At 68.4% G+C, this 26,743-nt stretch carries 21 protein-coding genes and 1 pseudogene; 16 read left to right on the forward strand and 6 right to left on the reverse strand.

Annotated features, from left to right (window positions below; genetic code table 11):
- Nucleotides 1-35: 35 nt before the first annotated feature.
- Entirely contained in the window at nucleotides 36-1,439 is a 1,404-nt protein-coding gene (locus tag OG285_RS16105; protein WP_371791341.1) for a hypothetical protein, read from the reverse strand.
- Nucleotides 1,440-1,858: 419 nt separating this feature from the next.
- Between OG285_RS16105 and OG285_RS16110 the strand changes: the two genes are divergently transcribed.
- On the forward strand, nucleotides 1,859-3,169 hold the full coding sequence (locus tag OG285_RS16110) for a glycosyltransferase family 39 protein (protein WP_371791342.1): 1,311 nt from the start codon (nucleotides 1,859-1,861) through the stop codon (nucleotides 3,167-3,169).
- 6 nt (nucleotides 3,170-3,175) lie between these two features.
- Here OG285_RS16110 and OG285_RS16115 read toward each other — a convergent pair whose 3' ends face one another.
- Together OG285_RS16115 and OG285_RS16120 are read right to left on the reverse strand one after the other, a co-directional pair.
- On the reverse strand, nucleotides 3,176-4,033 hold the full coding sequence (locus OG285_RS16115) for a hypothetical protein (protein WP_371791343.1): 858 nt from the start codon (nucleotides 4,031-4,033) through the stop codon (nucleotides 3,176-3,178).
- Between the two features lie 68 nt (nucleotides 4,034-4,101).
- Nucleotides 4,102-4,479 (reverse strand): hypothetical protein, encoded by a 378-nt coding sequence (locus OG285_RS16120; protein WP_371791344.1) that lies wholly within the window; start codon nucleotides 4,477-4,479, stop codon nucleotides 4,102-4,104.
- Nucleotides 4,480-5,591: 1,112 nt separating this feature from the next.
- On the opposite strand from OG285_RS16120, the gene OG285_RS16125 reads away from it, so the two are divergent.
- From OG285_RS16125 to OG285_RS16150, 6 genes and pseudogenes are all read left to right on the forward strand, one after another.
- Nucleotides 5,592-6,293, forward strand: a complete 702-nt coding sequence (locus tag OG285_RS16125) for a hypothetical protein (protein WP_371791345.1) — start codon at nucleotides 5,592-5,594, stop codon at nucleotides 6,291-6,293.
- Complete coding sequence (locus OG285_RS16130; protein ID WP_371791346.1) at nucleotides 6,209-7,909, forward strand: McrB family protein; 1,701 nt, start codon at nucleotides 6,209-6,211, stop codon at nucleotides 7,907-7,909. Before OG285_RS16125 ends, OG285_RS16130 begins: the two co-directional genes overlap by 85 nt.
- A gap of 31 nt (nucleotides 7,910-7,940) precedes the next feature.
- Nucleotides 7,941-9,191 carry a PE-PGRS family protein gene (locus tag OG285_RS16135; protein ID WP_371791347.1) on the forward strand — a complete coding sequence of 417 codons (1,251 nt, stop codon included), beginning with the start codon at nucleotides 7,941-7,943 and terminating at the stop codon, nucleotides 9,189-9,191.
- 723 nt (nucleotides 9,192-9,914) lie between these two features.
- Nucleotides 9,915-10,234, forward strand: a pseudogene (locus tag OG285_RS16140) (nucleotidyl transferase AbiEii/AbiGii toxin family protein); the annotation flags it as partial.
- A gap of 165 nt (nucleotides 10,235-10,399) precedes the next feature.
- Nucleotides 10,400-12,169 (forward strand): PP2C family protein-serine/threonine phosphatase, encoded by a 1,770-nt coding sequence (locus OG285_RS16145; RefSeq protein ID WP_371791348.1) that lies wholly within the window; start codon nucleotides 10,400-10,402, stop codon nucleotides 12,167-12,169.
- On the forward strand, nucleotides 12,166-12,630 hold the full coding sequence (locus tag OG285_RS16150) for a response regulator (RefSeq protein WP_356826529.1): 465 nt from the start codon (nucleotides 12,166-12,168) through the stop codon (nucleotides 12,628-12,630). Before OG285_RS16145 ends, OG285_RS16150 begins: the two co-directional genes overlap by 4 nt.
- On the opposite strand, the gene OG285_RS16155 is transcribed toward OG285_RS16150, so the two are convergent.
- The 3 genes from OG285_RS16155 to OG285_RS16165 form a co-directional block, all read right to left on the reverse strand.
- Nucleotides 12,615-14,933 carry an ATP-binding protein gene (locus tag OG285_RS16155; protein ID WP_371791349.1) on the reverse strand — a complete coding sequence of 773 codons (2,319 nt, stop codon included), beginning with the start codon at nucleotides 14,931-14,933 and terminating at the stop codon, nucleotides 12,615-12,617. The genes OG285_RS16150 and OG285_RS16155 overlap by 16 nt on opposite strands.
- Before the next feature lie 190 nt (nucleotides 14,934-15,123).
- The gene (locus tag OG285_RS16160) at nucleotides 15,124-15,840 is read right to left on the reverse strand and encodes an SDR family oxidoreductase (RefSeq protein ID WP_371791350.1); all 717 of its coding nucleotides are present in this window, start codon (nucleotides 15,838-15,840) and stop codon (nucleotides 15,124-15,126) included.
- Between the two features lie 252 nt (nucleotides 15,841-16,092).
- The gene (locus OG285_RS16165) at nucleotides 16,093-16,509 is read right to left on the reverse strand and encodes an ATP-binding protein (protein WP_371791351.1); all 417 of its coding nucleotides are present in this window, start codon (nucleotides 16,507-16,509) and stop codon (nucleotides 16,093-16,095) included.
- Between the two features lie 651 nt (nucleotides 16,510-17,160).
- On the opposite strand from OG285_RS16165, the gene OG285_RS16170 reads away from it, so the two are divergent.
- The 9 genes from OG285_RS16170 (at nucleotide 17,161) to OG285_RS16210 (ending at nucleotide 26,656) form a co-directional block, all read left to right on the forward strand.
- On the forward strand, nucleotides 17,161-17,493 hold the full coding sequence (locus tag OG285_RS16170) for a MerR family transcriptional regulator (RefSeq protein ID WP_356826537.1): 333 nt from the start codon (nucleotides 17,161-17,163) through the stop codon (nucleotides 17,491-17,493).
- A gap of 536 nt (nucleotides 17,494-18,029) precedes the next feature.
- Nucleotides 18,030-18,698, forward strand: coding sequence for a GTP cyclohydrolase II RibA (gene ribA / locus OG285_RS16175; RefSeq protein ID WP_371791352.1), 669 nt, complete (start codon nucleotides 18,030-18,032; stop codon nucleotides 18,696-18,698).
- Nucleotides 18,695-20,380 carry a WD40 repeat domain-containing protein gene (locus OG285_RS16180; protein ID WP_371791353.1) on the forward strand — a complete coding sequence of 562 codons (1,686 nt, stop codon included), beginning with the start codon at nucleotides 18,695-18,697 and terminating at the stop codon, nucleotides 20,378-20,380. Before ribA ends, OG285_RS16180 begins: the two co-directional genes overlap by 4 nt.
- A 186-nt stretch (nucleotides 20,381-20,566) precedes the next feature.
- Nucleotides 20,567-21,262, forward strand: coding sequence for a cyclopropane-fatty-acyl-phospholipid synthase family protein (locus OG285_RS16185; RefSeq protein ID WP_371791354.1), 696 nt, complete (start codon nucleotides 20,567-20,569; stop codon nucleotides 21,260-21,262).
- Nucleotides 21,259-22,587 (forward strand): SGNH/GDSL hydrolase family protein, encoded by a 1,329-nt coding sequence (locus OG285_RS16190; protein ID WP_371791355.1) that lies wholly within the window; start codon nucleotides 21,259-21,261, stop codon nucleotides 22,585-22,587. The genes OG285_RS16185 and OG285_RS16190 overlap by 4 nt, the downstream gene beginning before the upstream one ends.
- Nucleotides 22,584-23,576: a formylglycine-generating enzyme family protein gene (locus OG285_RS16195; protein WP_371791356.1), complete on the forward strand. Its 993-nt coding sequence runs from the start codon at nucleotides 22,584-22,586 to the stop codon at nucleotides 23,574-23,576. The genes OG285_RS16190 and OG285_RS16195 overlap by 4 nt, the downstream gene beginning before the upstream one ends.
- Nucleotides 23,573-24,706 carry a bifunctional diaminohydroxyphosphoribosylaminopyrimidine deaminase/5-amino-6-(5-phosphoribosylamino)uracil reductase RibD gene (ribD, locus tag OG285_RS16200; protein WP_371791357.1) on the forward strand — a complete coding sequence of 378 codons (1,134 nt, stop codon included), beginning with the start codon at nucleotides 23,573-23,575 and terminating at the stop codon, nucleotides 24,704-24,706. Before OG285_RS16195 ends, ribD begins: the two co-directional genes overlap by 4 nt.
- On the forward strand, nucleotides 24,700-25,938 hold the full coding sequence (locus OG285_RS16205; protein ID WP_371791358.1) for a flavodoxin family protein: 1,239 nt from the start codon (nucleotides 24,700-24,702) through the stop codon (nucleotides 25,936-25,938). The genes ribD and OG285_RS16205 overlap by 7 nt, the downstream gene beginning before the upstream one ends.
- Nucleotides 25,919-26,656 (forward strand): class I SAM-dependent methyltransferase, encoded by a 738-nt coding sequence (locus tag OG285_RS16210; RefSeq protein ID WP_371791359.1) that lies wholly within the window; start codon nucleotides 25,919-25,921, stop codon nucleotides 26,654-26,656. Before OG285_RS16205 ends, OG285_RS16210 begins: the two co-directional genes overlap by 20 nt.
- Nucleotides 26,657-26,743: the final 87 nt, after the last annotated feature.

The following is a 26,743-nucleotide window of genomic DNA, read 5'->3' on the forward strand; positions in this document are numbered from 1 at the left end:
AGCGTACGGTATCTCGCTTCAAGATCAGAGACGCCTCAACAAGGACCCGAGCGAACATATAGAGTCACTTGCCCACCTTTGATCTCTTTGCGCTGGCATTCAGTGAAGTCGCGTTCGATGATTTCCCGCTTGGCCGATTCTTGAGCGTTCGTATCGAGCGGCTGGCCCTTCGGGTCACTGAGGACCACGACTCTTTTGGCCCGTGCCAGCCGCAGACGGATGTCCGCTGCAGGGCGTTCTACGCCTTCCAACGTGCCTGAGGTCCTGGGTTGGCCCTTGAGGGCAATGTCCGTGAGCCCCTTGAAGTGCTCAGGGTAGGAGAGCATCCACTCTCGCCGCCTGGCCGGGGCAAAGAGGACAGCGTCCCCACGGTGGGACATCTTGTCGACCTCTGTAGCGATAGCGGTGACGTTGTCCTTCCTGCTCTCTGGGGTTCGCATCTGGAGCGTGACGGGCAGCATGGCTGCCGTGAAGGCAATTGCCAAGAGGGCGACGATGCAGGCTCGGGCTTTCTGGTGTCGAACGCATTGCAGACTTTTGGCGTCATCTGCCAAGTACGCGAGCGACGTTCCTACGAGGAGGGCGAAACCGATGTTCGAATACAAGACATAGCGGTCGACGTACATGGGGTCGTAGACGGCAGCCAGCAGAAGAGCGACGGTGGGCAACACAGCCAGAGGAAGTGCCAATCGGGCGACTTCGACGGATCGCCTGGCGCGCGAGAGGTACCTAGCACACCACGCAGCCACCAGCGCAGCTCCCACGATCTCGAACCAATCACGCAGTTTGGGGTTGCCGATCCACGACACTTGAGCTGATTGGGAGGTGCTGATCAGGACAAGGGGGAGCAGAGCAAGGAGCACTCCCCCAGCGCTGATGACGAAGTGTCGCCGGGCCCTGCCGACTAGTTGGGAGCGGTACACCGTGACGCCATGCGCCAGAAGTGTAAGGACGGCAAACTCATGCAGCAGCGAGGCCGCCAGGATCGCCAGTCCGTAGGCAAGCCAACGAGCCTTCGTCGGACGCACCATGAGGGTGAGAAAGAAATACGTGGAGACGGCAACCAGGGCGCTCACCATCGCGTAGGAGCGGCCTTCTTGCGAGTACATCTGCACTTCGGGGATGACCGCGAACGCCAGCCCGCTCAGCAGACCCGCAGAGCGGCGAGCGGTCAACTTGAGCGCGATCACACCGACCAGACCCGCGGTTACAGAAGTGGCGAGCACTGAAGGCAGACGCAGGGCGACCAGCCCGCCCTCCCAGACGGAGAACAGGGAATGCATAAAAATGTAGTAGAGACCGTGCACGATATCGGCATGCTGCAGGAGGCCATAGATCTCGGACAGACTCCGATGCGACACCTGATAGGTGACGGACTCGTCTCTCCACATGGTGCCTGCGCGCGTGATACCCCATAGGCCCAGAGCGAGTGAGAACACGGCCGGCACGAGGAAGGACGCGGACCCGATGACGCGGACTCCCTCGCGGCGTACGGGGCCCGGGCCCGACACCGTCGACGTACGGTCGTCTGGAGCGGCGACCTGCTCTTGCAGTTCGATGATTCCTCCGGGTGCCGAGAGATCTCTGCAGTCTCTTAGGATGAGCAAGTTACTTTATGCGCAGCAGAGTTGATGCACTTGGAGTCGGAGCAGTGTTTCTGGCCGATTCCTGCCACCAAGAGGAGCGCGCGATTCCTACGAGCCAAAGCCAGGTAGCCCTCCCGTTAGGTCGTGATGAGCACCGGCGCGAGGGTGCGATCAGCCGCGCCTGGCTGCTCCTCGCGACACCACCCTTGTGGAGTTGCGCTGTTGGCGCTTGGGGTCTCCGCCGCGACGGCAGTCTCTGGCAGGACGAGGCCGTGTCGTACGACATGGCTCAACGTAGCCTTGGAGAGATTTGGCTGACGCTGCAGAAGGTCGATGCAGTTCATGGCCTGTATTACCTCCTTCTGCACACGCTCTTCGAAGCCTTCGGTGCCAGCCTGGAGGTGCTGCGCTGGCCATCCGTGGTGGCTGTGGCTGGCGCTTCGTGTGCGGTGGCGCTTCTGGGTCGTGAGCTGGCAAGCTGGTCCGCCGGGTTGGTCGCAGGAATCGTCTTCCCCTTGCTCCCCACAGTGCAGCAGTACGCTCAAGAAGGCCGATCCTATGCACTGGTGTGCTGTTTCATCACCTGGTCAACTTGGCTTTTACTGAAGGCGCAGCGAACCCCTGGGAAGCAAACATGGCTGGCCTACGGCCTCGTACTGCTGGCCGGGTGCTGGTTGCATGAATTCGCCGCCTTGGTACTCACGGCACATGGCCTGATACTTGCCATCTTGCGTGTGGGGCGTCGCGTGCTGTGGACATGGTTGCTGACGGCCGCCTGCATGGTTGCGGCGCTCTCCCCGCTGGTGGTGGCGAGCATGGGACAGGCTGCGCAGGTTTCCTGGATCGACGATGTCTCCTGGGCGGACGTTGCGCCGTGGGCCGAGGTTGCCACCGTTGGCATCGTGGGCCGCTTGCTCCTGCGAAGGGCCCGGATTCCCTGTGCCGCATGGTGTATCTGTTTGTCGTTGCTGCTGGCGCCTGCATGCACTTTGCTGCTGCTGTCCTTGGGACAGAACCTTTACGTGGTGCGCTACGTCCTCTACGGGCAGCCCGGACTGGCTCTGCTCGTGGGCCTCGCCTTCGAGTACAGCGCCACCTCGAAGTCCGCCCGACGGGTCATAATGTCCAGTATCGTGGCTTTCGGTGTGTTCGCGCTCGCAGTGACAGCCCCCGCCCTGCATCGGCCGAAGAGCCGCAGCGACGACGTGCAAGCCATAGACCAGGCGATCAAAGGAATGCGCACACAGGCTGACGGCTTCGTGTTCCTGCCGTCCAGCCGCCGCGCCTGGGTGCTCTATCAGAACCCTGAAGACTCCACGTTCACGGATCTGGCACTCCAGAATTCTCCAAGGTCCTCGAACACCCTGTACGGAACAGATGTCACGGCCTCCGCGGTGGAGGGCCGCTTGATGTCCGCTGAACGCATCCTGGTCGTGCGGGATCCGGCACTCGAAAAAGTGGAACATTCAGAGCAGGACACCGAAAAGCGTCGCATCCTACGAGACCGATTTCACCTGTGCGCATCAATGCAGGTAAACAAAGCGCATCTGATGTTGTACATGCGGGGTGAGTGTCAGCGGTAGGGGCGGTCAACTCCCCTTCAGGGCCTGCCGCGAGTTAACCAGATACTGTTCGTTCGCCCTCTTCACTTGCGAAAGATAGGTGGAGTTTTTTCTGATCGCCTCCTGTTCGAGGCGCTTTTCAGTACCAAACCAGAGGGCAAGGAGCCCGTTTTTCTCCTTGCACCGGACGTCGTCTATTGCCGTTTTCTTTTCTTCCCCGGACGCGGTGGAGCTATCCTTCGCGAACCAGTGCCTGTCATTTCCTGCATCAACCGGCGTTCCGTAAGAGTGTCCGCGCTTTTTCATACAGGCGCTCCACTGACGAAAGGCGGTGCGCACCGCCGGATCATGCTGGGCCGCCTCATATGTCTGGGACTTAAGGTTGTTGAGCTTCGTGAAGCTCACTTTGGCGTTGCGGGTCAGTCTTGCGCCGGCTTCCTTCCTGCATCCCTGCTCCGACTCTCTGGCCGTGGAAGACAGCTGAGCATCGCGCTCTTTCATGGCATCGAGCACGTCCCGCACCCCGGGCGAAGCGAGGAGATCGGCTGGGGAGTGGTAGCCGAAACGCTCCGCAACAAGGGGCTCTACGACGCCGTAGTGGAGCCGATTGCGCCAGCGGTCATCAACGGACGGCGTCTCGATTTCCGCCCACTTGTAGCCAGCCTTGCGCATACACGGGCGTATCAGATGGTCCGTGGCCTGGTAGGTGAGCTGTGTTTCGCTGTCATTGAGCAGGTAAGAATCGAAGGGGAACTGCACGGCGAGCGCCTCTGCCGTGGGCGGCGGAATCTCGCTTGCACCCTTCGTCGAGGTTGCCGCCCCTGCAGCACAGCCGGACAGCAGGGCAATAACGACAAGGGTGGGCCAGAAGCGACGGCTGGGCATCTTCTTCCTTTGTTCATGACTTCGGTGGGGGTGCCAGCCGGCTGGCACCCCCACCGAAGCACAGTGTGCTAGAAGCCGTTCAGCGAGCTGGCCTTGTTCGAGAAGCTGTTGTTGCCGAAGTCGCTGTCCGAGCTGTTGGCCTGCAGGTAGTAGGACTGGCCCCCGTAGTTGGAGTTCGCGTACAGGTAGACGCGGTGGCTACAGGCGTTCTTTCCGGAGTTGGCGTCGTCGTTCGACTTCTTACCGTTCGACCAGTTGTTGTTGCCGAAGTCGTTGTCGTTGCCGGAAAAGGAACGCGAACCGTCGTTGTAGCCCGCGGTCTGCCACAGCGTGAAGCACGCGGTGGCCTGGGTGCCCGCCTCGGCCGCAGTGGCCGCCGGAGAGGCAGCAATGAGGCCAGCAGTGGCAACAGCGGCCAGGCCAACCGAAAGTGCGATCTTGCGCATCTGGAACATTCCTCCGTTGAGTCTCATACCAATGCTCCCGCCCCCACAAAAGAGGAAGCCATCGATCCAGTTACCTAATGTGCAGGTGCGATTGCCTTGCGTAAGGATTCAACTTCACCGGCTCGCGGAGGGTCAACAGAGGTACGAAATTCAGACAGGTGTTTGACGCATTTCGTTCATGTTGATGCGGGGCGCGAATCAAGGTGCCACCCGAGACAGAGCGCTCTCACCTGGGATTTCCCCAATACCTTGATCGATCTTCGATGAAGATGCGTCGCAAAACTGTACAAAATGGAGAGGAGTCGAAAGCTGTAGCTTATTACGGTTTGAGCACTTTACATATCGTTCACGTTTTCACATCCGTAAATGCAAATAAATAATAGGATGTCTCACGTGGTGTTTGGTGAGGCACGCTGTGAGTGCGGCCCCGGGGGCACGGTCGTTTCGGGTCGTCACCGCGCACTGTCACCCCGGGAGTCGTACGGCCCGATGTTGAACCGGACGCACAGGCAGAACGCAACCGCTTCAAGCACGCATCAGCTGTCCGCACTCGGCGCATGGCCCCAGCTCCCGTGGCGGGCATTCCAGCGCAGCAGAGGCCGCTGGCCGCTCCGACGGACTCGATCAGGATCGGGCTGCCAGGCCGCTGCGCCGACAGTCGGGCAGGCGTGAAGCCTCCAGTCGACTGGCCCAGATCACGAATCGGCGGGCCACCACTGCCGAACCAGCGAGCCGGGGTAGGTACACAGTTCGAAGAGTCGCATGCGCAATGCCGTCAGCGGCTGCTCAGGGAGCTGGCCCCGAGCAGCCGTACGGAATCACCGCTCACATCGCTCTCGCGCGGCCCGTGCCCCACGCGTGCCCTTCGGAGCGGTAAGCAGCGGTAAACACAGGCACAGAAACTCTCAGCCAATCACTGACCTGCGAGAGATACTCCCAGGTCAGGAGGCATTTGACTGCTTCCCACACCTTGATTCCCAAGCTCAGAGCGCGGGTTCGATTCCCGTCACTCGCTCCATACAGAAGCCCCAGGCCATCGGCCCGGGGCTTTTCTGCTGCCTGGAGCCTGCGGGAGCGGCTGAAGGGCTTCGGACAGGCGAGGGGCGCCTGGCATGAACCCTTTCCTGATGTCGCTGTTCCTGTCCGGCCCGATGCCCAAGAATGCGCACATGGCTGAGGGTGAGCAGTTTCGGGAAGGGCTCGTTGCGAGCATTGCGCACTTTGATCGGGAGCGGGCGCAGCAGGCCGCCGACCTGGCTGAGCAAGAGAGGCAGCAGGTGCTGGCCCTGTTTCCGCTGGAGAGCTGGGGAGGGCTGGAGCTGCAGCAGTACGCGCTGGGGCCCGAGGGTCGCAGAAGCGGGCTCTCCTTCTGCCGGCTGATGGAGTACGGCACCGACAATTTCGGCAGTATCCGCGGCGGCAGCGCGGCGAAGCACATCGTGTACCAGCACCGGTCGGGCCAGTGGCGGGTCGTGCCCAGCGCCTTGCGCGGGCTCGAGGTGGAAGCAGCCTGGGCCCAGGTGCGCTCCGAGTTCGTGACCGCCTTCGACGTGGCACAGAAAGGGGCGTACAAACCTCTGGACGACCTGGAGTCGCTGTCGTACGGACAGGCGCTGACCACCAAGGCACTGGCGGCTTCCCCGGCGAGTTCCTGCCCATCTTCTCGGCGGCGCACATCCGCCACTTCACCGGGCTGCTGGGCGGTAGGCCCAGCAGGTACTCCTCCAGTGTGCGCACGTGGCGGGCCAACCGTGATCTGCTCGAACTCCTGTGTGAGATCGAGGAGTTCAAAGGGTGGAGTCCGCATGAACTGATGGACTTCCTGTACACCTTCCACGATCCGCGTCCACAGGACCGCGTGGTCTGGAAGATCGCGCCGGGGGAACGCGCGAGCCTCTGGGCCGACTGCCTCGAGAACCGTCATATCCGGATCGCCTGGGACGAAGTCGGCAGTCTGGGGCAGTACGAGAGCGACCAGGAACTCAAGGCCGCACTGGATCAGCACTGGCCGCGTAGCACCGGCGGAAACCTGCGGCTAGCGCGGCAGATGCTGGCCTTCCGTGACCTGGAACGCGGCGATCTCGTCGTCGCCAACCGAGGAAAGTCGGAGGTGCTCGCCGTGGGGACCGTCGTGGGAGGGTACGCCTACGATCCCGACGCACAAACACACTGCCACACCGTGGGCGTGGACTGGGACACTTCGTACGGCCAGAGCTTCGATGCGCCCCGGCACGCCTGGCAGCAGACGCTCGCCAAGGTTCCTGCCACCTTGATGCACGAGATCCGGCGCGGGCGAGGCCGGCCCGACGCGGACGAGTTCCCCGGCCTGGCCGGTGACGCCGGCGTACCCGGTGTGGGCGGTGGCGTAGAGAAGGCCGCCGCGGCGGCCGAACTGCCCGATGAGGAGCTTCCCCATGACGTACGGAAAGTGCGGGATCTGCTGGAGCACAAGGGGCAGGTCGTGCTCCAGGGCCCGCCCGGCACCGGCAAGACCCGGTTGGCGCTCAATGTCGCCCTCGCCCTTGCGGGACGCACGGACCTGATCGAGGCGGCTCCGGGAGAGCGGGCCGCGGTTCTCGCGGAACTGTCCGCAGTGCCCGGGAAAGCGGAGGGGCCCGGGAAAGCACGGGCGGCGCGGCTCACGATGGTGACCTTTCATCCGTCCTACGGATACGAGGACTTCGTGGAAGGCTTCAGACCGGACACGGCGGCGGACGGCGCAGGTCTCCACCTGGAGATGAAGGACGGGGTCTTCCTCCGGGTCTGCGCGGCGGCCGAGAAAGCCCCGGACGACACTTTCCTGATAGTCGTGGACGAGATCAATCGCGGTGATCTGCCTCGTATTCTGGGCGAGTTGATCACTCTGCTGGAACTCGACAAGCGGGGATCGGTCTCCATCACCCTGCCGACCAGCGGGCGACAGCAGACCGTGCCGCCGAACGTCCGCATCATCGGCACCATGAACTCCGCCGACCGCAGCGTGGGCCACATCGACTCCGCGATCCGGCGCAGATTCGCATTCCTCGACGTACAGCCGGACCTGGACGCTCTGGACGGCGAGATCGAAGGGCTTGGGCTGGCGTCCTTGCTGGAGGGTCTGAATGAGCGCCTCGACGCACAGTTCGGCCCAGACCATCTGCTCGGCCAGGCGTACCTCCTCTCCGACGACCGGCCGCTCGCCACCGCGGAGCAGCTCTCGCACGCCTTCCACCACGAGATCGTGCCGCTCGTGACGGACTACTGCCTCGGGCGCCCCGAAATGCTGCGGACCGTGCTCGGCGAGCTGGTGGACGACAGGACGGGACGGGTCGTTCAGACGAATCCGAGAGACCTTCCGGGCATGCTGGCGAAGGTCTTCGTCACCGCCGGAACCGGCGAAACCGCTGACGAGGACACCGCGCCGGACGAGGCCGAATGGAATGAGGGGTAGCCGGGTGCCACAGGGAGCCGCCAGGCGAGAAGTGACGCTCGTCGAGTACAGGTCCGGCAAGGTGGCGAAATCCGATCTGAGTTCCGCCGATCTCCACAGACTCCGTGAGCTCAAGGCCGTCGGTGTAGTCGAGAAGCAGGACCACTGTCTCCTCACCGCGCGAACGATCACCGGAGTTCTGGAGCTCAGCCGTATCCGTCTGGTGCTCCGGCCCAAATTCCCGATCGCGGGCAATCGGCTGATCGATTGGGTCTCGTATGCCAACGGGCAGAACAGCACCACCGACGAGGAGCTACGCAACTGGCCTCTCGGCAGAGACGGGTACGCGGGGCTGGTGCCCGCCGCCCTGCTGCACGAGTGTCGCCTGTTGCTGCGCCGTGGTCTGCTCAGGGACTACGTACGCCGACAGCGTGTGGACACCGCGCTGCGAGGCCGGCTGAACGTGGAGGCGCAGGCCACCAGATGTTTCGGCGCGGTCGATCAACTACACCTCAGAACCTTCGAGTACGAGGAGGGGGGTTGGGAGAGCCTGGTGTGCGGAGCCGCCCTGGCCGCCGCTGTCGGCCAAGTGAGCGATCCGCTCCTCAAGCACCAACTGGACGCCGCAGCACAGGACTTTCCGGCCCCCCGCCGAACCCTGGACGTTTTGCCGCTGCTCGCCCGTGGGAGGTACACCCGGCTCAATGATCACTACCGGCCCGCCCATGCGTGGGCACGCATGGTGCTCGGCGGTGGCGGACCCAACGATCTGCTGAACCCGTACGGCTTCGGGGCACAGGGGCTGCTGCTCAAGCTGGAGGATCTCTGGGAGAGCGTGGTCCAGCGGATGGCGGCCGAAGCCGCAGCCGCGGTCGGCGGGCGGTGGGCCCGGGCCCCGGGCGACCAGATCCGGACGCACGGAAGGCACGGGAGCAGCACCCCGCCCTTCCGCCCCGACGTGTTGCTGTCCTTCACCCCGCCGACCGCTCATCCCGAATCCACGCCCTACCTCGCCGTGGACGCGAAGTACAAGAACTATGCGAGGAAGAACGTCTCACGTGAGGACCGCCACCAGCTCCTCACATACATCGCCGGTTACACCAACCCCGGCAATCCCCTCGCCCTGGTGGTCCACCCCGACCCGAGAGGGCCGTCCGAGCATCAGCTGGAATTCCGTGGGCCGCGCGGGCTCGTGGGACGCATCCTCGTGCTCGGCCTGGACACCGGCGCCGAACCGGAGGCAGCGGCCGAACCGCTGCGGAATGCGATCACCGAATTCGCCTCGTCCGTGGCCAGGACCTGACCGGGCAAGTGCGTACGCAGAGCCCTCGCACGACGGCGTCCGCTTCGACTCACCCGGACGGGGAACCCTCGGAGCTGCAGAACTCCGAGCTCTGCAGCCCTTCCCGGGCGCTGAACGACTCCCACACGAGCTGGAAAGCGTCAACACCTGTGCCTGCCGCGGTCCGTACTGCCGTGGTGAGGTCGTCCCAGCTCCGCGTTCCAGTTGCAGCAAGCTGCTGCGCATGTCTGTGCGGTCGCCGTTCCGGCGCAACGTGTCCTGGGCCATGTCGACGAGGGAACGGAGCAGCGATTGCCCGCCCCTGGCCCCCTTGACCTGCCGGCATGGTGTCCTCGATCCGGCGCCACTGCTCCGGTTCCGCATGTCGTACGTACATCACGATGAGACAGGGATTCACGAAGTCCGCCATCGTCGCCGGGCCTCGGACCCGGTCCGCGAGCCGGCCCATCAGCTGATCGACGGCCTTCTTGTCCTCGGTCGCGATGCGCTGAGCGCCGCTCCGCACTGCTTTCAGTTCCGCAGACGGTCGGTCACCGCTGGTCCGGCGGAACCGGTCGGCGTAGGTGGTTCCCGCCTGCTCCCCGTCGAGCAACTGTGATGGAGGAATGGTGCGGTTCATCAGCCACCGCGCGATCTCGGCCTCGTGGAAGAGCTCCGTATCGCCGGAGCGCACAGGGGTGGGAAAGTCTTTGTGCCGCCGGGCCCAGTTCGACACCGCCGGGCACCGGCGGCTACGCGGTCCAGGCGCACGTTTTGGTCGACCGGCTCAGCCCCCTGGAGACAGACCCGCTGTCCGCACGCCTGATCGTCACCGCCAGCCATGAAGAGTGCGAGGTCGACATCCTCAAGGAGGCACTCTGGCAACCACCCATACACACCGAGCACGGCTTGGTGCTGCCCCTCGAAGATGTCGTCGGCACCAAGGTCCGGGCTTTGGCCGACCGTGGACTCGCCAGGGATCTGATCGATGTACGGGCCGCCACGGACCCTGGAACCCGGTCGAACTCGAAGTGCTCGGTCGACGCCGCGCCCGCGACTCCTTTGCCGTGGCAGCAGACGTAATCGAGTTCAGCAGGGCGTCGCGGCGGGCCGCGGGCCGGGAGGTGCCGCCACCGGGACCGCGTCTGGAGGCGCTCAGCCGCAGGGTGACATAGCGTTTCACTGACGGGCCGGGACCGACAGCAGTGACACGGAACGGCGGACCAGCGGTGGAGCAGCACGAGAACAGGGCTTCCCGTCAGGCGGATGACGGATGGTGGTCGAGTCATCTGCATGAGCTCTGGCGCGCCGCCGACACGGCGCCGGACGTGACAGGGCTGGCCGACTCCCTCTACGCCATGCTGCTCCGTATGCCCGGTGTGCTGGTCGTGGTGGGCACCCGCTGGACCGGCGGGCTGCTGCACTATCTGCGGAGTGTCACCCGGGCGGAGCCGACGCCGTCGTTCACGGAATTCGAACGGGATTTCGGTGAAGTGGGGGCCGCCGGAGCTCCGGACGGCGATACGACGGTCACGGTCCACGAGGTGGCGGAGCTCGACGGCGCCATGCCGCATGTCCAGGTCCTGGCGGCGGCGGGCGCGCGGAGCGTGGCCGAGTGTGCCGTACCGCTGGGGCAGGGCTGGGCATCGTTCATGGTCGGCACGGCGGACAGCGAATCGATCGATGCGACGATGCGGACCCGGTTGAAGCAGGTGGCCGAGGTCGCCATGGTCTCGGACAGGCGCACCACGGCGCGGCGCGAGGACGAGCTGCGCCAGGCGAGTGACGCCTTCCTCGCGGAGGCCTCGTTGCAGATGGATTCGAGCCTCGATGTGGAGAGAACCGTGCAGCGGGTGGCTCGCACGGCTGTTCCCGCCGTCGCCGAGGGGTGCGTCCTGCACCTGCTGCTTCCCGGCGGACCGACACTCGTGTCCTTCGCGCATGTGGACGCGGAAGAACAGCAGTGGCTGGGCAGTGTGGCAGGCGCGAACCCCTGGCTGACGGATGTGCTGCAGCGAGTGCTCGACAGCGGCCAGGGGCTGGTCCTGACGGGTGAGGGGCTGGAAGGGGGGCCCTTCGGGCCCGCCTCGTCCGGGGCGGGCCGCGCTGTGCGTGCGCTCAGTGTGAATCCGCTCAAGGCCCGGGGCCGGGCCCTGGGCACCCTGACGTTCCTCTACCACCGGGTGGTCGTCGCCGAGGTGGCCTCGCGGTTCCTCGCGAATCTCGCCGACCGTGCCGCGCTGGCCATCGACAGCAGCTCCCTGTACGAACAGCGGCGCCGCCACGTGGTCTCTCTCCAGCGGCACCTGCTCCCGAGGGAGCTGCCGCGGATTCCGGGGCTCACGCTGAGTTCGGCGTACGAGGTGGGCGACGTCTCGCTCGATGTGGGCGGTGACTTCTACGACGCCGTCCCCGGGCCACAGGGTGGTGTCACCCTGCTCATCGGTGATGTCTGCGGCCGCGGGGCGGAGGCTGCGGCACTCACGGGGCTGGCCCGCCATACCCTGCGCACCCTCCTTGAGGACGGCAGTACGCCCGAGCACGCGCTGGGACGGCTGAACCGGGCTCTCGTCAGGGAGGGCACGTCCCGCTTCGTGACAGCGCTCGTCACGGTGCTGGTGCCCGATAGGGAGGGCTTCCGTCTGCGCTATTGGAGTGCGGGGCATCCGGCGCCTCTGCTGCGCCGCGCGGACGGCACCGTGGAGGAGCTCCCTGCTCACGGGGATCTGCTGGGTGTGCTGGAGGAGATCGAGTACGGATCCGGGTCGGCGCACCTGGCGCCGGGGGACGCTCTGGTGATGTTCACCGACGGAGTGACCGAGGCGAGAGCGGCCGACGGGACGTTCTTCGAAGCACGTCTGCGGAACGCGGTGGCGCGGCAGGGCGCCGGTGAGGCACCGGGGTTCGCCGAGCGGCTGGCGGAGGCTGTGGTGGATTTCCGGGCGACCGGCGCCGACGACATCGCCGTGCTCACCGCACGGGCCGAGGTGACCGGATGAGCGGGGCCGCCGGGGAGCACAGGATCGATCACGACCTCGTCTGGGTGGTGGAGGATTCGGCGGAGGACGCCGAGGCCATCGCGCGGGCGCTCGGTCGCACTCACCCGGGTCTGACACTGGAGTTCACCGACCGCGGGACCGGATTCGTCGAGCGGTTGCTGGAAGCCGAACGCCGGCCGGGGCTCGTCCTCCTGGACCTCAACCTGCCTGGTGTCAGTGGAGGCGCGGTGCTGCGGTCGATCCGCTCCCGGCCCGAACTGAACGACGTGGCCGTGGTGGCCTTCACCTCATCCACCGGACCGGACAAGGTGGACACGACGTACGCGGCGGGCGCCGACAGTTACATCTACAAGCCGGTGAACTTCGAACTCTTCCGCACGGTGCTGAAGGGGGCCGTGGACTACTGGCAGAGCAAGGCGAAGGCCGGGGACGACGGTCCTGCCGCTCAGCCTCCTTCCTGACCCACGCCTTCCTCCTGACCCACCTCTCCTTCCTGCCCCAGGGTGAAGAAGAAGGCGGTTCCGCGGCCCGGTTCGCTGTCGAGCCAGAGCTCGCCGCCGTGCCGCTCCACGATCCGCTTGACGATCGCGAGCCCCACTCCGGTGCCGCCACCGCGCTCGCCCTGCCCGTGCAGCCTGCGGAACAGCTCGAACACCTCGTGCTGCCGGTCGGACGGGATGCCGATGCCGTTGTCGCGGACCACGACGGTCTGCTGCGGGTCGCCGCCCGACGGTGGGCGGAGCGTGTCGACCAGGACCTCGACCGTGCGATCGTCCCGGTCCGCCGCGTACTTGGCCGCGTTCACCAGGAGGTTGACCAGGACTTCGTAGAGCCGGTTCTCGTCGGCGTACACCTCGGGCAGGTCATGTCTGATGACCCGCACCCGGGCCTCGGCCAGGCGTTCCGCGGCCACGTCGAGCGCGGAGTCCAGCACCCGGCCCAGTGGGACACGGGTGCGGTGCAGTCCGCCCCGGCCCAGTCGGGCGAAGTGCAGCAGCGAGTTGAGCAGGTCGTCCATCCGGCCGGCCAGTCGCCGCATGGTGGCCAGCCGGCGGACAGTGGTCGCGTCGAGCTCCGCTGCGGCGTCCTCGATGACGAAGGCCGCGGCGTTGGAGATGCCCCGTAGCGGTTCCTTGAGGTCGTGAGCTGCCACATGGGCGAAGGAGTCCAGGTCGGAGTTGGTGATGCGCAGCTGTTCGTTCAACGCTGCCAGTTCCTCCTCGTGCCGGAGTACGAGTCCTGTCAGCGTGCGCCAGAGCTCCTGCGCGGTGGCGCGGTCGGTCGGCGTCCAGGGCAGGCTCTGTCCGTGTACCAGTGCGCGGAAGACAGCGCCTGAGCCGCGCGGGGTGAGCCGTTCGCCGCGCGGTCCGGCCTGGACGGGCCTGGACGGGTCGGTGGCCCATTGCCGGGTGGTCGGACGGGCCTTGCGGAACCAGGCGAGGAAGTCTCCCGAGCGGCTCAGCGTCACCATCAGGACCCCCGCCGGGCCGCCTTCCGGCATGCCGTCGGGATGGTCCGGTTCCTCGCAGAGCCGGTCCGTACTCCAGACCGTGCCGGGGGCCGGCCCTGCCGCGCGGGCCCGAAGGGTCTCCAGCAGAGCGGGCGGAACACCCATCCCGCTGACGGAACTGCGGCCGCCCCGGCAGAGCGCCGCGCCGTCGGCGTCCAGCAGTGCGCTGAGGGCGTCGTCGCCTGCCAGGAGCGAGCCCTCCAGGTCCGACGTCACCCGGGAGATGATCCGGTCGAGGCGCTCGCGGGACGCGGTGAGCGCCTCGGCCTGCTCTCGTTCCTCGATGACCGCGAGCTGGAGGGAGAAGGCCACGCCGAAGAACTCACAGGCTGCCCGCAGTTCCGGAGGGACGGTGACGGCGGCGTAGCCATGGCAGGCGATCAGCCCCCACAGCTCGCCCTCCCGGAGGACGCTCACCGACATCGACGACTTCACACCGATGTTCCGAAGGTACTCAAGATGGAAGCCGGACACGGTGCGCAGTACGGAGTTCGACAGGTCCAGTGGCAGGCTCCCGTCGGCTCGGAACGGAGAGTGCAGGCCCACACTGCTGTCGTCCACGTCGGCGATCGCCCGGATCCAGTTGTCTCGGTAGAGCCGCCTGGCCTGAGGGGGGATGTCGCTGGCGGGGAACCACAGCCCCAGCCAGGGCTCGTGGCCTGCGGCGAGTTCCTCCGCGACCACCTCTCCCGGCCCGTCCTCCCCGTCGAAGCGGTAGGCGACCACCCGGTCGAATCCGGTCAGCGCACGGATCTCGCGGGCGGCCTCCTGACAGCACTCGGCCGCTGTCGTGGAGGACCGCAGCCGGGTCAGGGCTCGCCGGACCCCCTGATAGAAGTGTGCGAAGTGCGGCGCCTCGACGGCGCGCGGCTCGCACTCCAGGACCAGCAGGGGCCCCACCCGGTGCGCGGTCACGTCGAACGTCCGGGGGCCGCCCGCCACATCGATGGCGACAGGCAGAACGAGGCTTGCCGCCGCATGCTGAGCGCCGATATCGAGCGCCTCGGCCCACTGCTCGGGGGAAAGCACCCGCGTGATGGGCCCCCCGACCAGCTCCTCGGCCTCGATCCCCAGCAAGGAACCGGTGTTCAGGGCTGCGGTGTCCACGATGCCGGTATCGGCCTCCACCGCCAGCAGGGTGCCGTGGGACTGGATCCTGCCCAGCCGGTGAATGGGCTCCTGGGCGCATTCACTGAGGTCGAAGCCGATGGCCGCCGAGGCTTCGGCCTCCCGCTCCGAGTCCGGAAGGGACATCTCTTCTCCCACGTACCCAGTTCTCGCTCCGGTCCGGACCGGACCAGTCGGACATCTGGCTCGCCGCGATCCTTCCACGGCGCCCTGGGCCGAGGGGTTGCCGCGGGCGCGTGTCGCCGCTGCCCGGCCGATGCGCCGCCGTGCGCTGGGCACGTTCTCATCGGGCCGCGCTGCGGGGTGACCGGCTGGATCACCAGGGCACGGTCCGGCCCGAGCGGTCCAGATACGCAAGACCGGGTGTGCCCAGCCTGGACAGCAGGAGGTCCACCAGCAGGGGGACGCTCTCCTCGACGGTGAACGGTGCGTCCGGACCGCCCAGAGCGGTGCGGATCCAGCCCGGTGCCAGGAGCACGAAAGCGCGCCGCGTATCGGCCTGCCGGGCTGCGAAGCTGCGCATGAACATGTTCAGGGCCGCCTTGCTTCCGCGGTAGACCTCGCGGCCGGCGGTCGTGTTGTTCGTGATGCTGCCCTGCCCGGACGACATCGCGCCGATCAGCCCGGTGGGAGATACGAGGTCTTCGAGCGCTTCGATGACACGCATGGGACTGAGGGCGTTGGTGATCATCACCTGGACGAAGTCCGATGCCGGCACCGCGCCGATCGGGGTCTGCTCGTTGTTCGTGGTGCCGGCGTTGACGAAGAGCACGTCGAGCCGGCGGTGGGCGAGGCGTTCGTACAGGGGCGCCAGATGGCCGGGCTCGTTGATGTCGAGGTGCTCGACGCTCACGCGCCCGTCGGACCGGTCCGCGAGGTCGTGCAGGGGCGTTCGGGAAGTGGTGTCGCGGACCGTCCCGATGACGCTCCATCCCCGGTCGTGGAACTCGGCCGCCATCGCCTGGCCGAGGCCACGCGAGGCCCCGACGACGAGTGCGGTCGGCGTGTGGTGATCTGCGCCAGTCGATGACATACGGCGTCATCTCCGTTCTTTCGCGGCGAACCCACTCCGCGCACCGGGACGCCTTGTCGGCGTGCTGCCCGGGGCGCGCCGTGATCAGCGTGCTGCGGTGACTCCTCAGCAGTGCTGTGCACGTCTGTTCTGCAAGTCTGTCCCCCGCGCTTTTCCGGAGCGAACCGAAGGGCCGCCCCGCCCGCGGAATGGTACGGACCGACGCGGCGGTCGTCATCGGGGCGCCCGGAGCTGACGGTCGTACGGATCGCCTCACCGAGGAACTGTGGCGTGGATGGTCTTGCCGGAGCCGGGCCCGGAGGAGATGGTCAGCTCGCTGGTGAGGCGGCGGACCATGTGCCAGCCGAAACCGCCGGTGCCGCCGTTGAGGTCGGGGGTCCGTTCGCGTGGCAGTACCGGGCTGGGGTCGCCGACCGCGGCGGTCACCGTGGCGGCGTCGGCGCGGAGTTCGAGGGTGTAGCGACCGCCCCCGTGGCGCACCGCGTTGGTGGCGAGTTCGGAGACCACCAGGACGAGAGCGTCCGCCGAGGCCGGGTCCGGAGCCGGGCTGAGGCTGTCGGTGAAGGTGCGGGTGGCCTCGCGGGACCGTCGGATGCTGTCCGTGCTGTCGCCTCGCACCACGGTCGGTGCAGGGGGTGTCGAGGTGACGGTGATCGTCGTGCTGTTCATACGCGTACACCCACCTGAGATCGGTTGTGTCGCTTCGTTCGTGACAGCCCGCCTGCCCGCTCAGACAGGGCGGCACACCTTTGCTCCTCGGCATGGTGCAGCTTTCACATGGCAGGGGCGACAGAGGCTCGTCATCTGCCTCCACAGAAAATCTGTCATCGCGGGAGTAGACAATCGCCCGGAGCGGGGTTAGCGTCTTCCTCGTAGCCAAGAGATCGAAAACGGCACGGCAGAGACGAACTGCCGCGCACGCAGGACCAGCGCAGTGAGGGCACGGCAGTGGAGTGGTGGGGCCGGAAGGCTCTCGGGGTCCCCCCGCTGACTGTCGGGCCGGCGGCTCACCAGGAGCCGCACCGTACGCAGGACCGCAGTGCAAGCAGGTGACCAGCAGGAAAGAAAGAAGAAGGAGGCAGACGCCATCAGGATCGCCCGGGCGCGAACAGTCGGCCCGGGTACCGCAGGCCCCGGAACGGAAGGTGGTCCCACGGTCACGTATCCGCGATCCCCGCACACGCCCCTTCCCCCTCGGAGACGGTGCGGAACAGGAAGGCCGGCATCGCAGTAAGCCGGCAGGTGGTGTTCAAATCCCTCGGGGCCCTGGTGCCGTACGGCACCAGGGCCCCTCGACGCGTTCCCCGGACAGAGGTGCAAATGAACCCAGAAAACTCGCTCGGCCATCTCGATGACGACGACTACCCCGCCTACACCATGGGGCGGGCGGCCGAAATACTCGGCACCACCCCCGCCTTCCTGCGGGCGATCGGTGAAGCCCGCCTGATCACCCCCCTGCGCTCGGAGGGCGGCCACCGCCGTTACTCCCGCTACCAGCTGCGGATCGCGGCCCGCGCGCGCGAACTCGTCGACCAGGGCACGCCGGTCGAGGCCGCCTGCCGCATCGTCATCCTCGAAGACCAGCTCGAAGAAGCCCGGCGCATCAACGAAGAACACCGCCGAGCCGCTGCCGAGCCCCAGTCCGGCGCCTGACCCGCACGCACATACCGGTGACCCGGTCCCGCCACGGACCGCACCGGCGCCGTCCCGGCGAGCTCCGCGCGGATACGGCGCAGCGGGAGACTCCTGCGGTCTCCCGCTGCCCGTCCGAGGCCCTCCAGCGCGGTGATCCGGTTGCGGCGGACGGGCCGCGGCGCGGCCGCGGTGCTGTCCTTCGTCACCTCTCTGAAGATCCTTCCCGCGGTCCGCCGGCCGTGCCCGATCGGTCGGCACGGGGAACGGCAGGCGTCACCGGCGGAGTGAAGTGGTGACCGCGACGGCAACATCGGGCCGGGCGGAGCCGCCCTGTCGTTCCGGGACCACCGTGAGAGCCCCGGGAAAGCCGCAGTACACGCCTCGTCCCACTGTTTCCATTCCGGATATGTGTTCGGTACGGGCGCCCAATTGGTTCGGTGCCGGTATCGGTTCGCTCCGTGCTGTGAACCCTGGGGCGCGGATGAATGCTGTGCCCAGACGTCACCGCGGCACGCCCAGTCGACGTGCCGTCCAACGGGAGGAACTCACACAGCATGATCAATGCCGAGAATGCCCCGAGGCAAGCCGCGACGGCGGTACCGGGGGAGGAATCCGTACGGATCAGAGCCAGTGTCGACGTCCCGGTACGACTCGCCGACGGGCTGTGGCGGACCGCCCAGATGATCACCTTCACCGGGCTGGCCGACGGCCTGGAACACGTGGCCGTGCAGTTCGGCCCCGCCCGGGAACTCACACCGGTCAGGCTCCACTCGGAGTGCCTCACCGGCGATGTCTTCAGCTCCGGCCGGTGCGACTGCGGGGAGCAGCTGACCGAGTCGATGCAGCTGCTCGCGGATGCCGGTGGTCTGCTGCTCTACCTGCGCCAGGAGGGAAGGGGCATCGGCCTGTACAACAAGCTCGACGCCTACCGCATACAGGACGAGATGGGCCTCGACACCTTCGCGGCCAACCGGGAGCTGAGCTTCTCGGACGACCAGCGGGACTACCGGTCAGCGGCGCAGATGCTCAAGGCGCTGGGTGCGTCACGTATCAGGCTGCACACCAACAACCCTGACAAGACAGCGCAGTTGGCCGCACACGGCATCGATGTCGAGGAACAGGTGCCGACCGGGATCTTCCGGACCGACCGGAACCACCGCTACCTGCTCGCCAAAGCACGTTACAGCGGCCACACCATCGAACTCGCCGGGGAGTCGTCATGATCCAGCACCGAGGCCCGATCAGCGGTATCGCGGCCTGGCAGGACACCTACGTCGCGACCGCGGGCTACGACAACCAGGTCATCTGCTGGGACCAGCGGACCGGCCAGGCCCTGTCCCGGTCCGTCCACGACCATCTGGCCAACCAGTGTGTCTTCTCGCCCGACGGCCGCCACCTGCTCACTTCCTCAAGCGACTACACGGCGCGCCTGTGGACCGTGCCCGACCTCCGGCTCGTCGCGGTCTTCGCCGACCAGGCGGACGATGTGGAGATGTCGGTCTTCCACCCGTCCAGGGAGCTGATCGCCACTGCCTCCCGTGACCACCGGGTGCGGGTGTACGAGTTCACCGGGAAGCTGGTCGCCACCTTCACCGGTCACACGGCCGATGTCATATCGGTCGAATGGTCCCGTACGGCGGACGAGTTGATCTCGTCCAGCGACGACGGCACCATCAAGCGCTGGTCGCTGGAGACGGGCGGGCTGGTCGCCGACCTGGACATGGACGGTGTGGAGACCGACACGATCGCCATCTCGTCGAGCGGCACCATCTACGCGGGCAACGACGAGGGCCAGATCATCGTCGTCGACTCCAACGGCCGTACGGTCCTGCCCGCCCACGAGGCGGGGATCAAGCGCCTGGTCCTCGACGACACCCGTGATCTGCTGGTCAGCCTGAGCTACGACCGGACCATGCGGCTGTGGAACGTGTCCTCCGGGCTGCCGGAACTGCGGGACACCACCGCTCTGCCCGACGACGTGTGGCCCAGGGCGTGCGCGTTCGCGGGCGGCTCCCAGCTGGTCTTCGCGACCTTCGGAGCCAGTTACCGGGGCTACGACTACGAGGACAAGGTCTGGGACACCGCCGAGGTGCCCGCCACCGGGGGCGTCAACGCCGTACTCCCGGGGGTGGACGGCACCCTCACCGTCGGCGACGCGGGCATCGTGCGACGGGACGGCGCGGTGTCGGCCGAGACCGGCAGTCTCTGCAACTTCCTCACACCACTGGGTGACCTGGTGCTCTCCGGCGGCCAGTTGGGCAAGGTCTTCGACGCCCTGAGCGGACGCGAGCTGCACCAGCACCGGTCGCCGCTCAACTGCGGGGCGGCCTTCGAACGCGGCGGTGAGCGGTACGCCGTGCTCGGGGCCTACACCGGCGAGGGACTGCTGCTGCGGTTCGCCGGGCCCGGCCGGGCGGAGCACATCAAGGATCTGCCGCTGCACAGCAACGCGGTCAAGGGGGTCGCGGTCTCCGGCGATCTGATCTTCTCGGTGGCCGCCGACGCGTCCGCGACCTGGTACCGGATCTCCACCCTTGAGAAGATCACCACGATCGAGGACGCGCACGACAAGATCGCCAACGGCTGCGCGGGCCTGGGCGAGGGCTGGTTCGCCAGTGTCGGCCGGGACCTCAAGCTGCGCGTCTGGGACCCGCAGCGGAACTCCGAGGTGCTGGACACCCCGCACACGCACTCCATCAAGTGTGTGGCGGCCTCCGACGACGGCCGGGTGATCGCCACGGCCAGCTACAACGGGCGCATCGCGCTCTACGACCGCACGGTCGGCACCTGGAGCCGGGTGGTCCGGCCCACCACGGCCGGGATCGCCTCCCTCGCGTACGACACCGGACGCAAGGTCTTCGCCGCCGCCTCCTACGACGGCCAGGTGTACCCGGTCGGTATCTGAGCCACGCGGTATCTGAGCCACGCGGTATCCGGGTCACGCCGCAACTGAATCGCGCCGCATCCGGGTCACGCAGCAACTGAGTCACGCCCCAGGCGGTTCCGGGGGAGACGAGGCACCTGCCGTCTCCCCCGGAACCCATGTCCGGACGCATCGTCAGCCCTCCGTCAGAACAGGAACGCACGACGCATGGACTCATATCCGATAGCCGACCGGTACTCGGTCGTCCCCGCCGAAGCCCCGCTCGACGCCTCCGGCTACGCCGACGCGCTGCACAGCGACTTCCGCAACCACTACGCCGACGGCCGCGACGTGTGGACCGGCGAAGCGGCGATGCGGGAGGCCCCCCGCCAACTGCTGGACGCACTGGGCCGGGCGGCCGGCCTGCATGTGCTCGACCTCGGCAGCGGACGCGGCCGCGACGCCGAGATCCTCCTCGACGGCGGTCAGCGGGTCACCGGGGTCGACCTCGTGGCCTCCCCCGAGTGGGCCGACATCACCGAGCGCGGTGACGGCCGTGCCCGCTTCCTGGCCACGGCCGTCACCGATCTGCCGGGCACCGCCGAGTACGACGCGGCGCTCGACAACGGCTGCCTGCACCACCAGCACCCCGACGCCTACGGCCCGTATCTGCGCAGGGTGCGCGAACTGCTGCGCCCGCACGCGTTGTTCGTGGTGTCCGTCTTCCAGGCACCGGGCGAAACCGGCGGGCTCTACACCAACGCGGGCAAGCGCCTGTACCGGGAGTTCACCGCCGGGGAGCTCACCGCGCTGCTCGGCGCGGAGGGTTTCGAGCCCGTCGAGCTGAACCAGGTGCCGCGCGGCATCAAGGACCTCACGTATCTGGTGGGCACCTTCCGGCGGGTCACGGACGGTGCCGCATGAGCGCCACGACGTTCCTCACGGGCGTACGCCGTTCCCTGGTCGCCACGGCACTGGCCGGTGTCCTCGTCGGCACACCGCTCATGGCACCGTCCGGGGCGGCCGCCGGCCGGGCGGCCGGGAGCGGGGAGACCTGGGCCGGCAGCTGGGCCACGGCCCCCGCGCCGGCCGCACCCACCGGTATCTCCCAGGACGGGCTGGACAACCGCACCGTACGGATGGTCGTGCACACCTCGATCGGCGGCAGTGGCCTGCGGCTGCGGCTGTCCAACGCGCACGGGACCGTGCCGCTGGCCATCGGCCGCACCACGGTGGCACTCCCCGATCCGGCGGCATCCCCGTCCTCGGCCGCCCCCGGCACGCTGCGTCAGGTCACGTTCGACGGCGGCGCGGCGGGCACCACCGTGCCGGCCGGGGGCGGAGCGGTCAGCGACCCCGTCGCCTTCGACGTCCCCGCCGACCACGACCTGCTCGTGAGCGTCCACCTGCCCGAGCCGACCGGGCCCGCCACCTGGCACTGGCTCGCCCAGCAGAGCAACTACGTGTCGGAGCCGGGCGACCACGCCGCGGACACCGGCGGTGCGGCGTACACCCGCACCGAGACCTCGTGGTTCTTCCTCACGGGTGTCGACGTACGGGGCCCCGCCGAGCGCGGCACCGTCGTCGCGCTCGGCGACTCACAGACCGACGGCGGGGGCTCCACCCAGGACGGCAACGGGCGCTGGACGGATGCCCTCGCCCGGCGTCTGGCGGCCGATCCCCCGACGCGTGGGCTCGGCGTGCTCAACGAGGGGATCGGCGGCAACAGGGTGCTGCGGGACGGCACCGAGACCGACCGCCCGCAGCGTGGCACCAGTGCCCTGGGGCGGCTGGACCGGGATGTGATCGAGCAGACCGGGGTGCGCACCGTGGTGCTCTACGAAGGCATCAACGACCTGCAACTGGAGCCCTACGCCAGTGCGCAGGAGGTCCTGGACGGGCTGCGCACGATCGCCGGGCGGCTGCACGAACGGCACATCAGGGTCGTCGTGGGGACCCTCACCCCGTTCAAGGGATCGGCTCTCTACACCGATGCGGCCGAACTCGCGCGGACCCGGCTCAATGCCGCGCTGCTCGCCTCGTCGGACTTCGACGGCGTCGTGGACTTCGACGCGGCGGTGCGCGACGCGGCCGATCCGCAGCGCGTGCGGGACGGCTTCGACAGCGGTGACCACATCCACCTCAATGACGCCGGATACCGGGCCCTGGCGGACTCCGTGCCCCTCACCGGCCTCGCCGGAGAGCCGAGCACCGGCGGAACCGGCACCGTCCACGGGAGGCAGTCATGACCAGCAGTACGCAACCGGCCGTCCTGGCCAACCCGAACACGCTCTCCGACCGTGCGGCCATGGCGTTGCCGGACAGCTTCGTGGCCCGCGGGCCCCGGTGGGCGCTGGGTGACCATCCCGAACTGCTCGGCGCGGGCAAGGACCTGCTCGTCGCCGTGGCGGAGGACCCCGGGGAGCCGACCGCCCGCCGGTACGCGGCCGGCACCGTCCTCGGGCTGGTCGGAGATCCCCGTGTCCGTCCCGAAGACCCGCCCATGGCGGAGATCCCGGCTGCCCGTGTCCGTATCGGCCTGGACCCGGCCGAGGTCGGCCCGGTCACGCGCCGCTGGCGGCACGCGGGCGTCCAGGAGGACTGGATAGCCAAGGAGTGCCCGGTCCACGAAGTGGACATCACGCGGTACCGGCTGGCCCTGCACCCGGTGACGAATGCCGAGTACCGGCGCTTCCTGGAGGACACCGGCAGTGCCTGGCTGCCCACGTCCTGGCGGTTCGGCTGCTACCCCGGGCACTGGGCCAACCATCCGGTGTGGACCGTGCCCGCCGAGGCGGCCGACGCCTATGCCCGCTGGCTGGCGGCACGGACCGGGCGTGCCTTCCGGCTGCCCACCGAGGCGGAGTGGGAGTACGCGGCGTCCGGCGGCGACGGCCGGGACTTCCCGTGGGGCGACGACCAGGTGCAGGACCGGGCCAACACGGTCGAGTCCGGCCCGCTCTCCACCACCCCGATCGGAGTGCACCCCGCGGGGCTCTCCCCGTTCGGTGTGCACGACCTGGCCGGCAACGTCGAGGAGTACACGGCCGACGACTACCGCCCGTACCCGGGAGGCGCGGAGGTCTCCGACGATCTCGCGGTCACCCGGGGCGCCTACCGCATCGCCCGCGGCGGCAGCTTCAGCCGCTTCGGTGACCTCGCACGGTGCAGGCGGCGCCACGGCTGGTTCGACCGTGACATCTACGCCATGGGCTTCAGGCTCGCGGAGACGCCGTGACCGCCGGAACGGCCGTCGAGGCGGGCGCCTCGACGGCGGAGGAGGACGCGATGCGGCGGGCCATCGAGCTCGCCGCCACGGCCCTGGGCCGCACCAGCCCCAACCCCGTGGTCGGCTGTGTGCTGCTGGGCCCCACCGGCCGCCCGGTGGGCGAGGGCTTCCACCGCGGCGCGGGACACATGCACGCGGAGACCGAAGCGCTGGCGACGGCGGGCAGCAGGGCACGCGGCGGGACCGCGGTGGTCACCCTGGAACCGTGCGCGCACCAGGGGCGTACCGGGCCCTGCGCCGACGCGCTGTTGTCGGCCGGCGTCGCCCGCGTCGTCTACGCGGTGCCCGACCCGGATCCCGTCGCCACGGGCGGCGCGCAGAAGCTGCTCGCCGCAGGGGTGTCGGTGGCCGGCGGAGTGCTGCGCGCGGAGGCGGAGCGGGGAAACGAACTGTGGCTCACCGCGGTCCGGCAGGGCCGGCCGTGCGTCACCTGGAAGTTCGGCGGGTCGCTCGACGGCCGCTCGGCGGCGCCGGACGGCACCTCCCGCTGGATCACCGGAAGTGAGTCGCGTGCGGACGCCCACACCCTGCGCGCCCAGCACGACGCCGTACTCGTCGGGTCGGGAACCCTGCGCGCGGACGACCCGCACCTGGGGCTGCGCCACGGGGTGGCGGGACGCCCGCCCCTGCGCGTGGTGCTCGACCGTACCGGGAGCATCAGCTCCCGTGCGCGGGTGCTCGACGACGCGGCGCCCACCCTCGTCGTCGTGGGCCGGGGCGTGGCCGCACCACGGCTGCCCGGCCGGCACGAGGTCGTGGAACTGCCCGCGCCCGGCGGACGACTCGACCTGAAGGCGCTGACCGACGTGTTGTACGGACGCGGGCTGCGCTCGGTGCTGGTGGAGGGCGGCGCACGGCTGGCCGCCGCCTTCGCCTCCCGGGGCCTGCTGGACCGGGTCGTCGGCTACGTCGCGCCGGTCCTGCTCGGCTCCGCGGGGCGCGCCGTGCTGGACGACTTCGGGGCCGGAACCCTGAGCGAAGGGCTGCGCCTCCAGCTGAGCGACGTACGCCAACTCGGCTCGGACGTAAAGCTGGTGCTGCGCACACGTCCGCTGGACGAGGCGGGGGTTCCGTGCTGAGCCCCCGGGTGGCGGTCGTCTACCACAGCCGGCACGGGACACTGCGGGAGCTGGCCCGCGCCGCTGCCGAAGGAGCGGCAGCCCGGGGAGCGCGGGTGAGACTGGCCGGGGTCGAGGACAGTGAGGCGCCGGCGCGGGCACAGGCGTGGCCGGAGCGGTCGGCCGGGCCCGATGACGTGCTGTGGGCGGACGGCCTCGTCCTGGCCACCCCTACCTACTTCGGCAATGTCTCCTCACCGTTCAAGCGGTTCCTGGAGTCCACCAGCTCCCTGTGGACACAAGGGCGCCTGACCGACCGGGTGGTGACGGGGATGACCGCCTCCAGCTGCACCCACGGGGGGCGCGAGGCCACGCTGCTCGCGCTGTACCAGACGGTGTACCACTGGGGCTCCTGGGTGCTGGGGCCCGACCCGGCCGGCCCCGACTTCGTGGCGCTGGGCGCGAATCCGTACGGACTCTCGGCGGACCGTCACCGGGACGGCACCGTGGGGGCGCGGGAGCGCGCTGCCGCCTGGTCGCTGGGCGGGTACCTGGCCGACACCGCCGCGCGGTCCCGCCCCGGTCCCACGGCCTCCCCCGGCCGGCGCCGCCGGGCCAGAGTGACCGTGGTGCACTGCGCCGAGGACTGGGGCACGCGCTGCCTGGCGCAGGAGGCGGCGGCCGGGGCGCGCGATCTCGGGGCGCGGGTACGGCTGCGCCGGGTGGCCGGCCCGAATGCCGCCGGGGCCTCCGCGAGGCCCGGTCCGGACGGGGCGCCCGCCTCGGCCGCCGTCACCGCGTCCGACGTGGCCTGGGCGGATGCGGTGATGTTCGGCGCCCCGTCGCTGCTGGGCACCATGGACGCGTCCCTGCTGGGCTTCGTCCAGTCGCTGGCGCCCGCGGCGGGGTCCGGGCCTCTGGTCACCAAACCGGCCGGCGCCTTCGTCACCACCGAGCACCGGCACGCCGGCAGCGAGTCGGCGCTGCTTTCCTTCCACCGACTCCTGCAGCACTGCGGTGCGTTGGTGGTCCCTCCCGGCTACACGGATCCAGCGGTGTTCGCGGCGGGCGGGAATCCGTACGGCACCTCGCACCCGCGTTCCGCGGGAGCCGCGCCGACCGCCGAGGTACTGGCGGCGGTCCGGCACCAGGGGCGGCGGATGGCCATGGCCGCCGACCGTATGCGCCCCCGGGAGGCGCTCGAAGACAACGGATCTCAGGAAGGACCGCACGTTGACCACGCAACAGTATGACGAGATCGGCGAGGCCTACGAAGGGTTCAAGACCCTGCCGATGGCCCGGTTCCCCGAACGGGACAGCTTCCTGCGGATGGTGGGCGACCTGCGCGGCCGCTCGGCCCTGGACCTGGCGTGCGGCACCGGTTTCTACACCCGGCAGCTCAAGCGGCTCGGTGCGGCCGAGGCCTTCGGGGTCGACATCTCGGGTGAGATGGTGGCGGCGGCCCGCGCCATCGAGGAGCGCACGGAGCTCGGCGTGCGGTACGCGGTGGCCGACGCGGCCGAACTCCACGCGTTCGACCGGCCTTTCGACATCGCGACGGCGGTCTATCTGCTCAACTACGCCGAGGACGCGCCGGGCATGGAAAGGATGTGCCGGAGCATCCACCGGAGTCTCGTACCGGGCGGGGAGTTCTTCGTCCTCACCCAGGCCCCGGAATTCCGCTTCGACGGGCCGCCCACGGCCCCGTACGGATTCACCTACGAACCGGTGGGGGAGGGTGCGACCGGCCCCCGGGTCCGCATCACCGCCCTGCTCGACCCGCCCATCACCTTCGTCACCAACTCCCCGCGGCGCGAGGTGTACGAGGACTGCCTCGCGGCCACCGGCTTCACCGAGGTGACATGGGTCCCCCTGCGGGTGCCGGAGGACGGTGTCCGCGCTTTCGGAGCCCCCTTCTGGGAGGATTTCCTGGCCAATCCGCCCCTGGCCATGCTGCGTTGCCGCGCGTGACCGCCTTCTGGCGGTGACCTGTCCGTCTGCCGGCGACCTGCCGCTGAACCTCCGGGTTCCGGGGGCAGGTCGCCGCAGTGCTCCCGC

The sequence above is a fragment of the Streptomyces sp. NBC_01471 genome, assembly GCF_041438865.1.
Classification (GTDB): Bacteria; Actinomycetota; Actinomycetes; order Streptomycetales; family Streptomycetaceae; genus Streptomyces.

Excerpts from the sequence above, each read along its gene's own strand:
- OG285_RS16115 (WP_371791343.1), bottom strand. The coding sequence starts at position 4,033 with ATGCCCAGCCGTCGCTTCTGGCCCACCCTTGTCGTTATTGCCCTGCTG.
- OG285_RS16120 (WP_371791344.1), bottom strand. The coding sequence starts at position 4,479 with ATGCGCAAGATCGCACTTTCGGTTGGCCTGGCCGCTGTTGCCACTGCT.
- OG285_RS16125 (WP_371791345.1), top strand. The coding sequence starts at position 5,592 with ATGAACCCTTTCCTGATGTCGCTGTTCCTGTCCGGCCCGATGCCCAAG.
- OG285_RS16150 (WP_356826529.1), top strand. The coding sequence starts at position 12,166 with ATGAGCGGGGCCGCCGGGGAGCACAGGATCGATCACGACCTCGTCTGG.
- OG285_RS16155 (WP_371791349.1), bottom strand. The coding sequence starts at position 14,933 with ATGTCCCTTCCGGACTCGGAGCGGGAGGCCGAAGCCTCGGCGGCCATC.
- OG285_RS16160 (WP_371791350.1), bottom strand. The coding sequence starts at position 15,840 with ATGTCATCGACTGGCGCAGATCACCACACGCCGACCGCACTCGTCGTC.
- OG285_RS16165 (WP_371791351.1), bottom strand. The coding sequence starts at position 16,509 with ATGAACAGCACGACGATCACCGTCACCTCGACACCCCCTGCACCGACC.
- OG285_RS16170 (WP_356826537.1), top strand. The coding sequence starts at position 17,161 with ATGAACCCAGAAAACTCGCTCGGCCATCTCGATGACGACGACTACCCC.
- ribA (WP_371791352.1), top strand. The coding sequence starts at position 18,030 with ATGATCAATGCCGAGAATGCCCCGAGGCAAGCCGCGACGGCGGTACCG.
- OG285_RS16180 (WP_371791353.1), top strand. The coding sequence starts at position 18,695 with ATGATCCAGCACCGAGGCCCGATCAGCGGTATCGCGGCCTGGCAGGAC.
- OG285_RS16185 (WP_371791354.1), top strand. The coding sequence starts at position 20,567 with ATGGACTCATATCCGATAGCCGACCGGTACTCGGTCGTCCCCGCCGAA.
- OG285_RS16190 (WP_371791355.1), top strand. The coding sequence starts at position 21,259 with ATGAGCGCCACGACGTTCCTCACGGGCGTACGCCGTTCCCTGGTCGCC.
- OG285_RS16195 (WP_371791356.1), top strand. The coding sequence starts at position 22,584 with ATGACCAGCAGTACGCAACCGGCCGTCCTGGCCAACCCGAACACGCTC.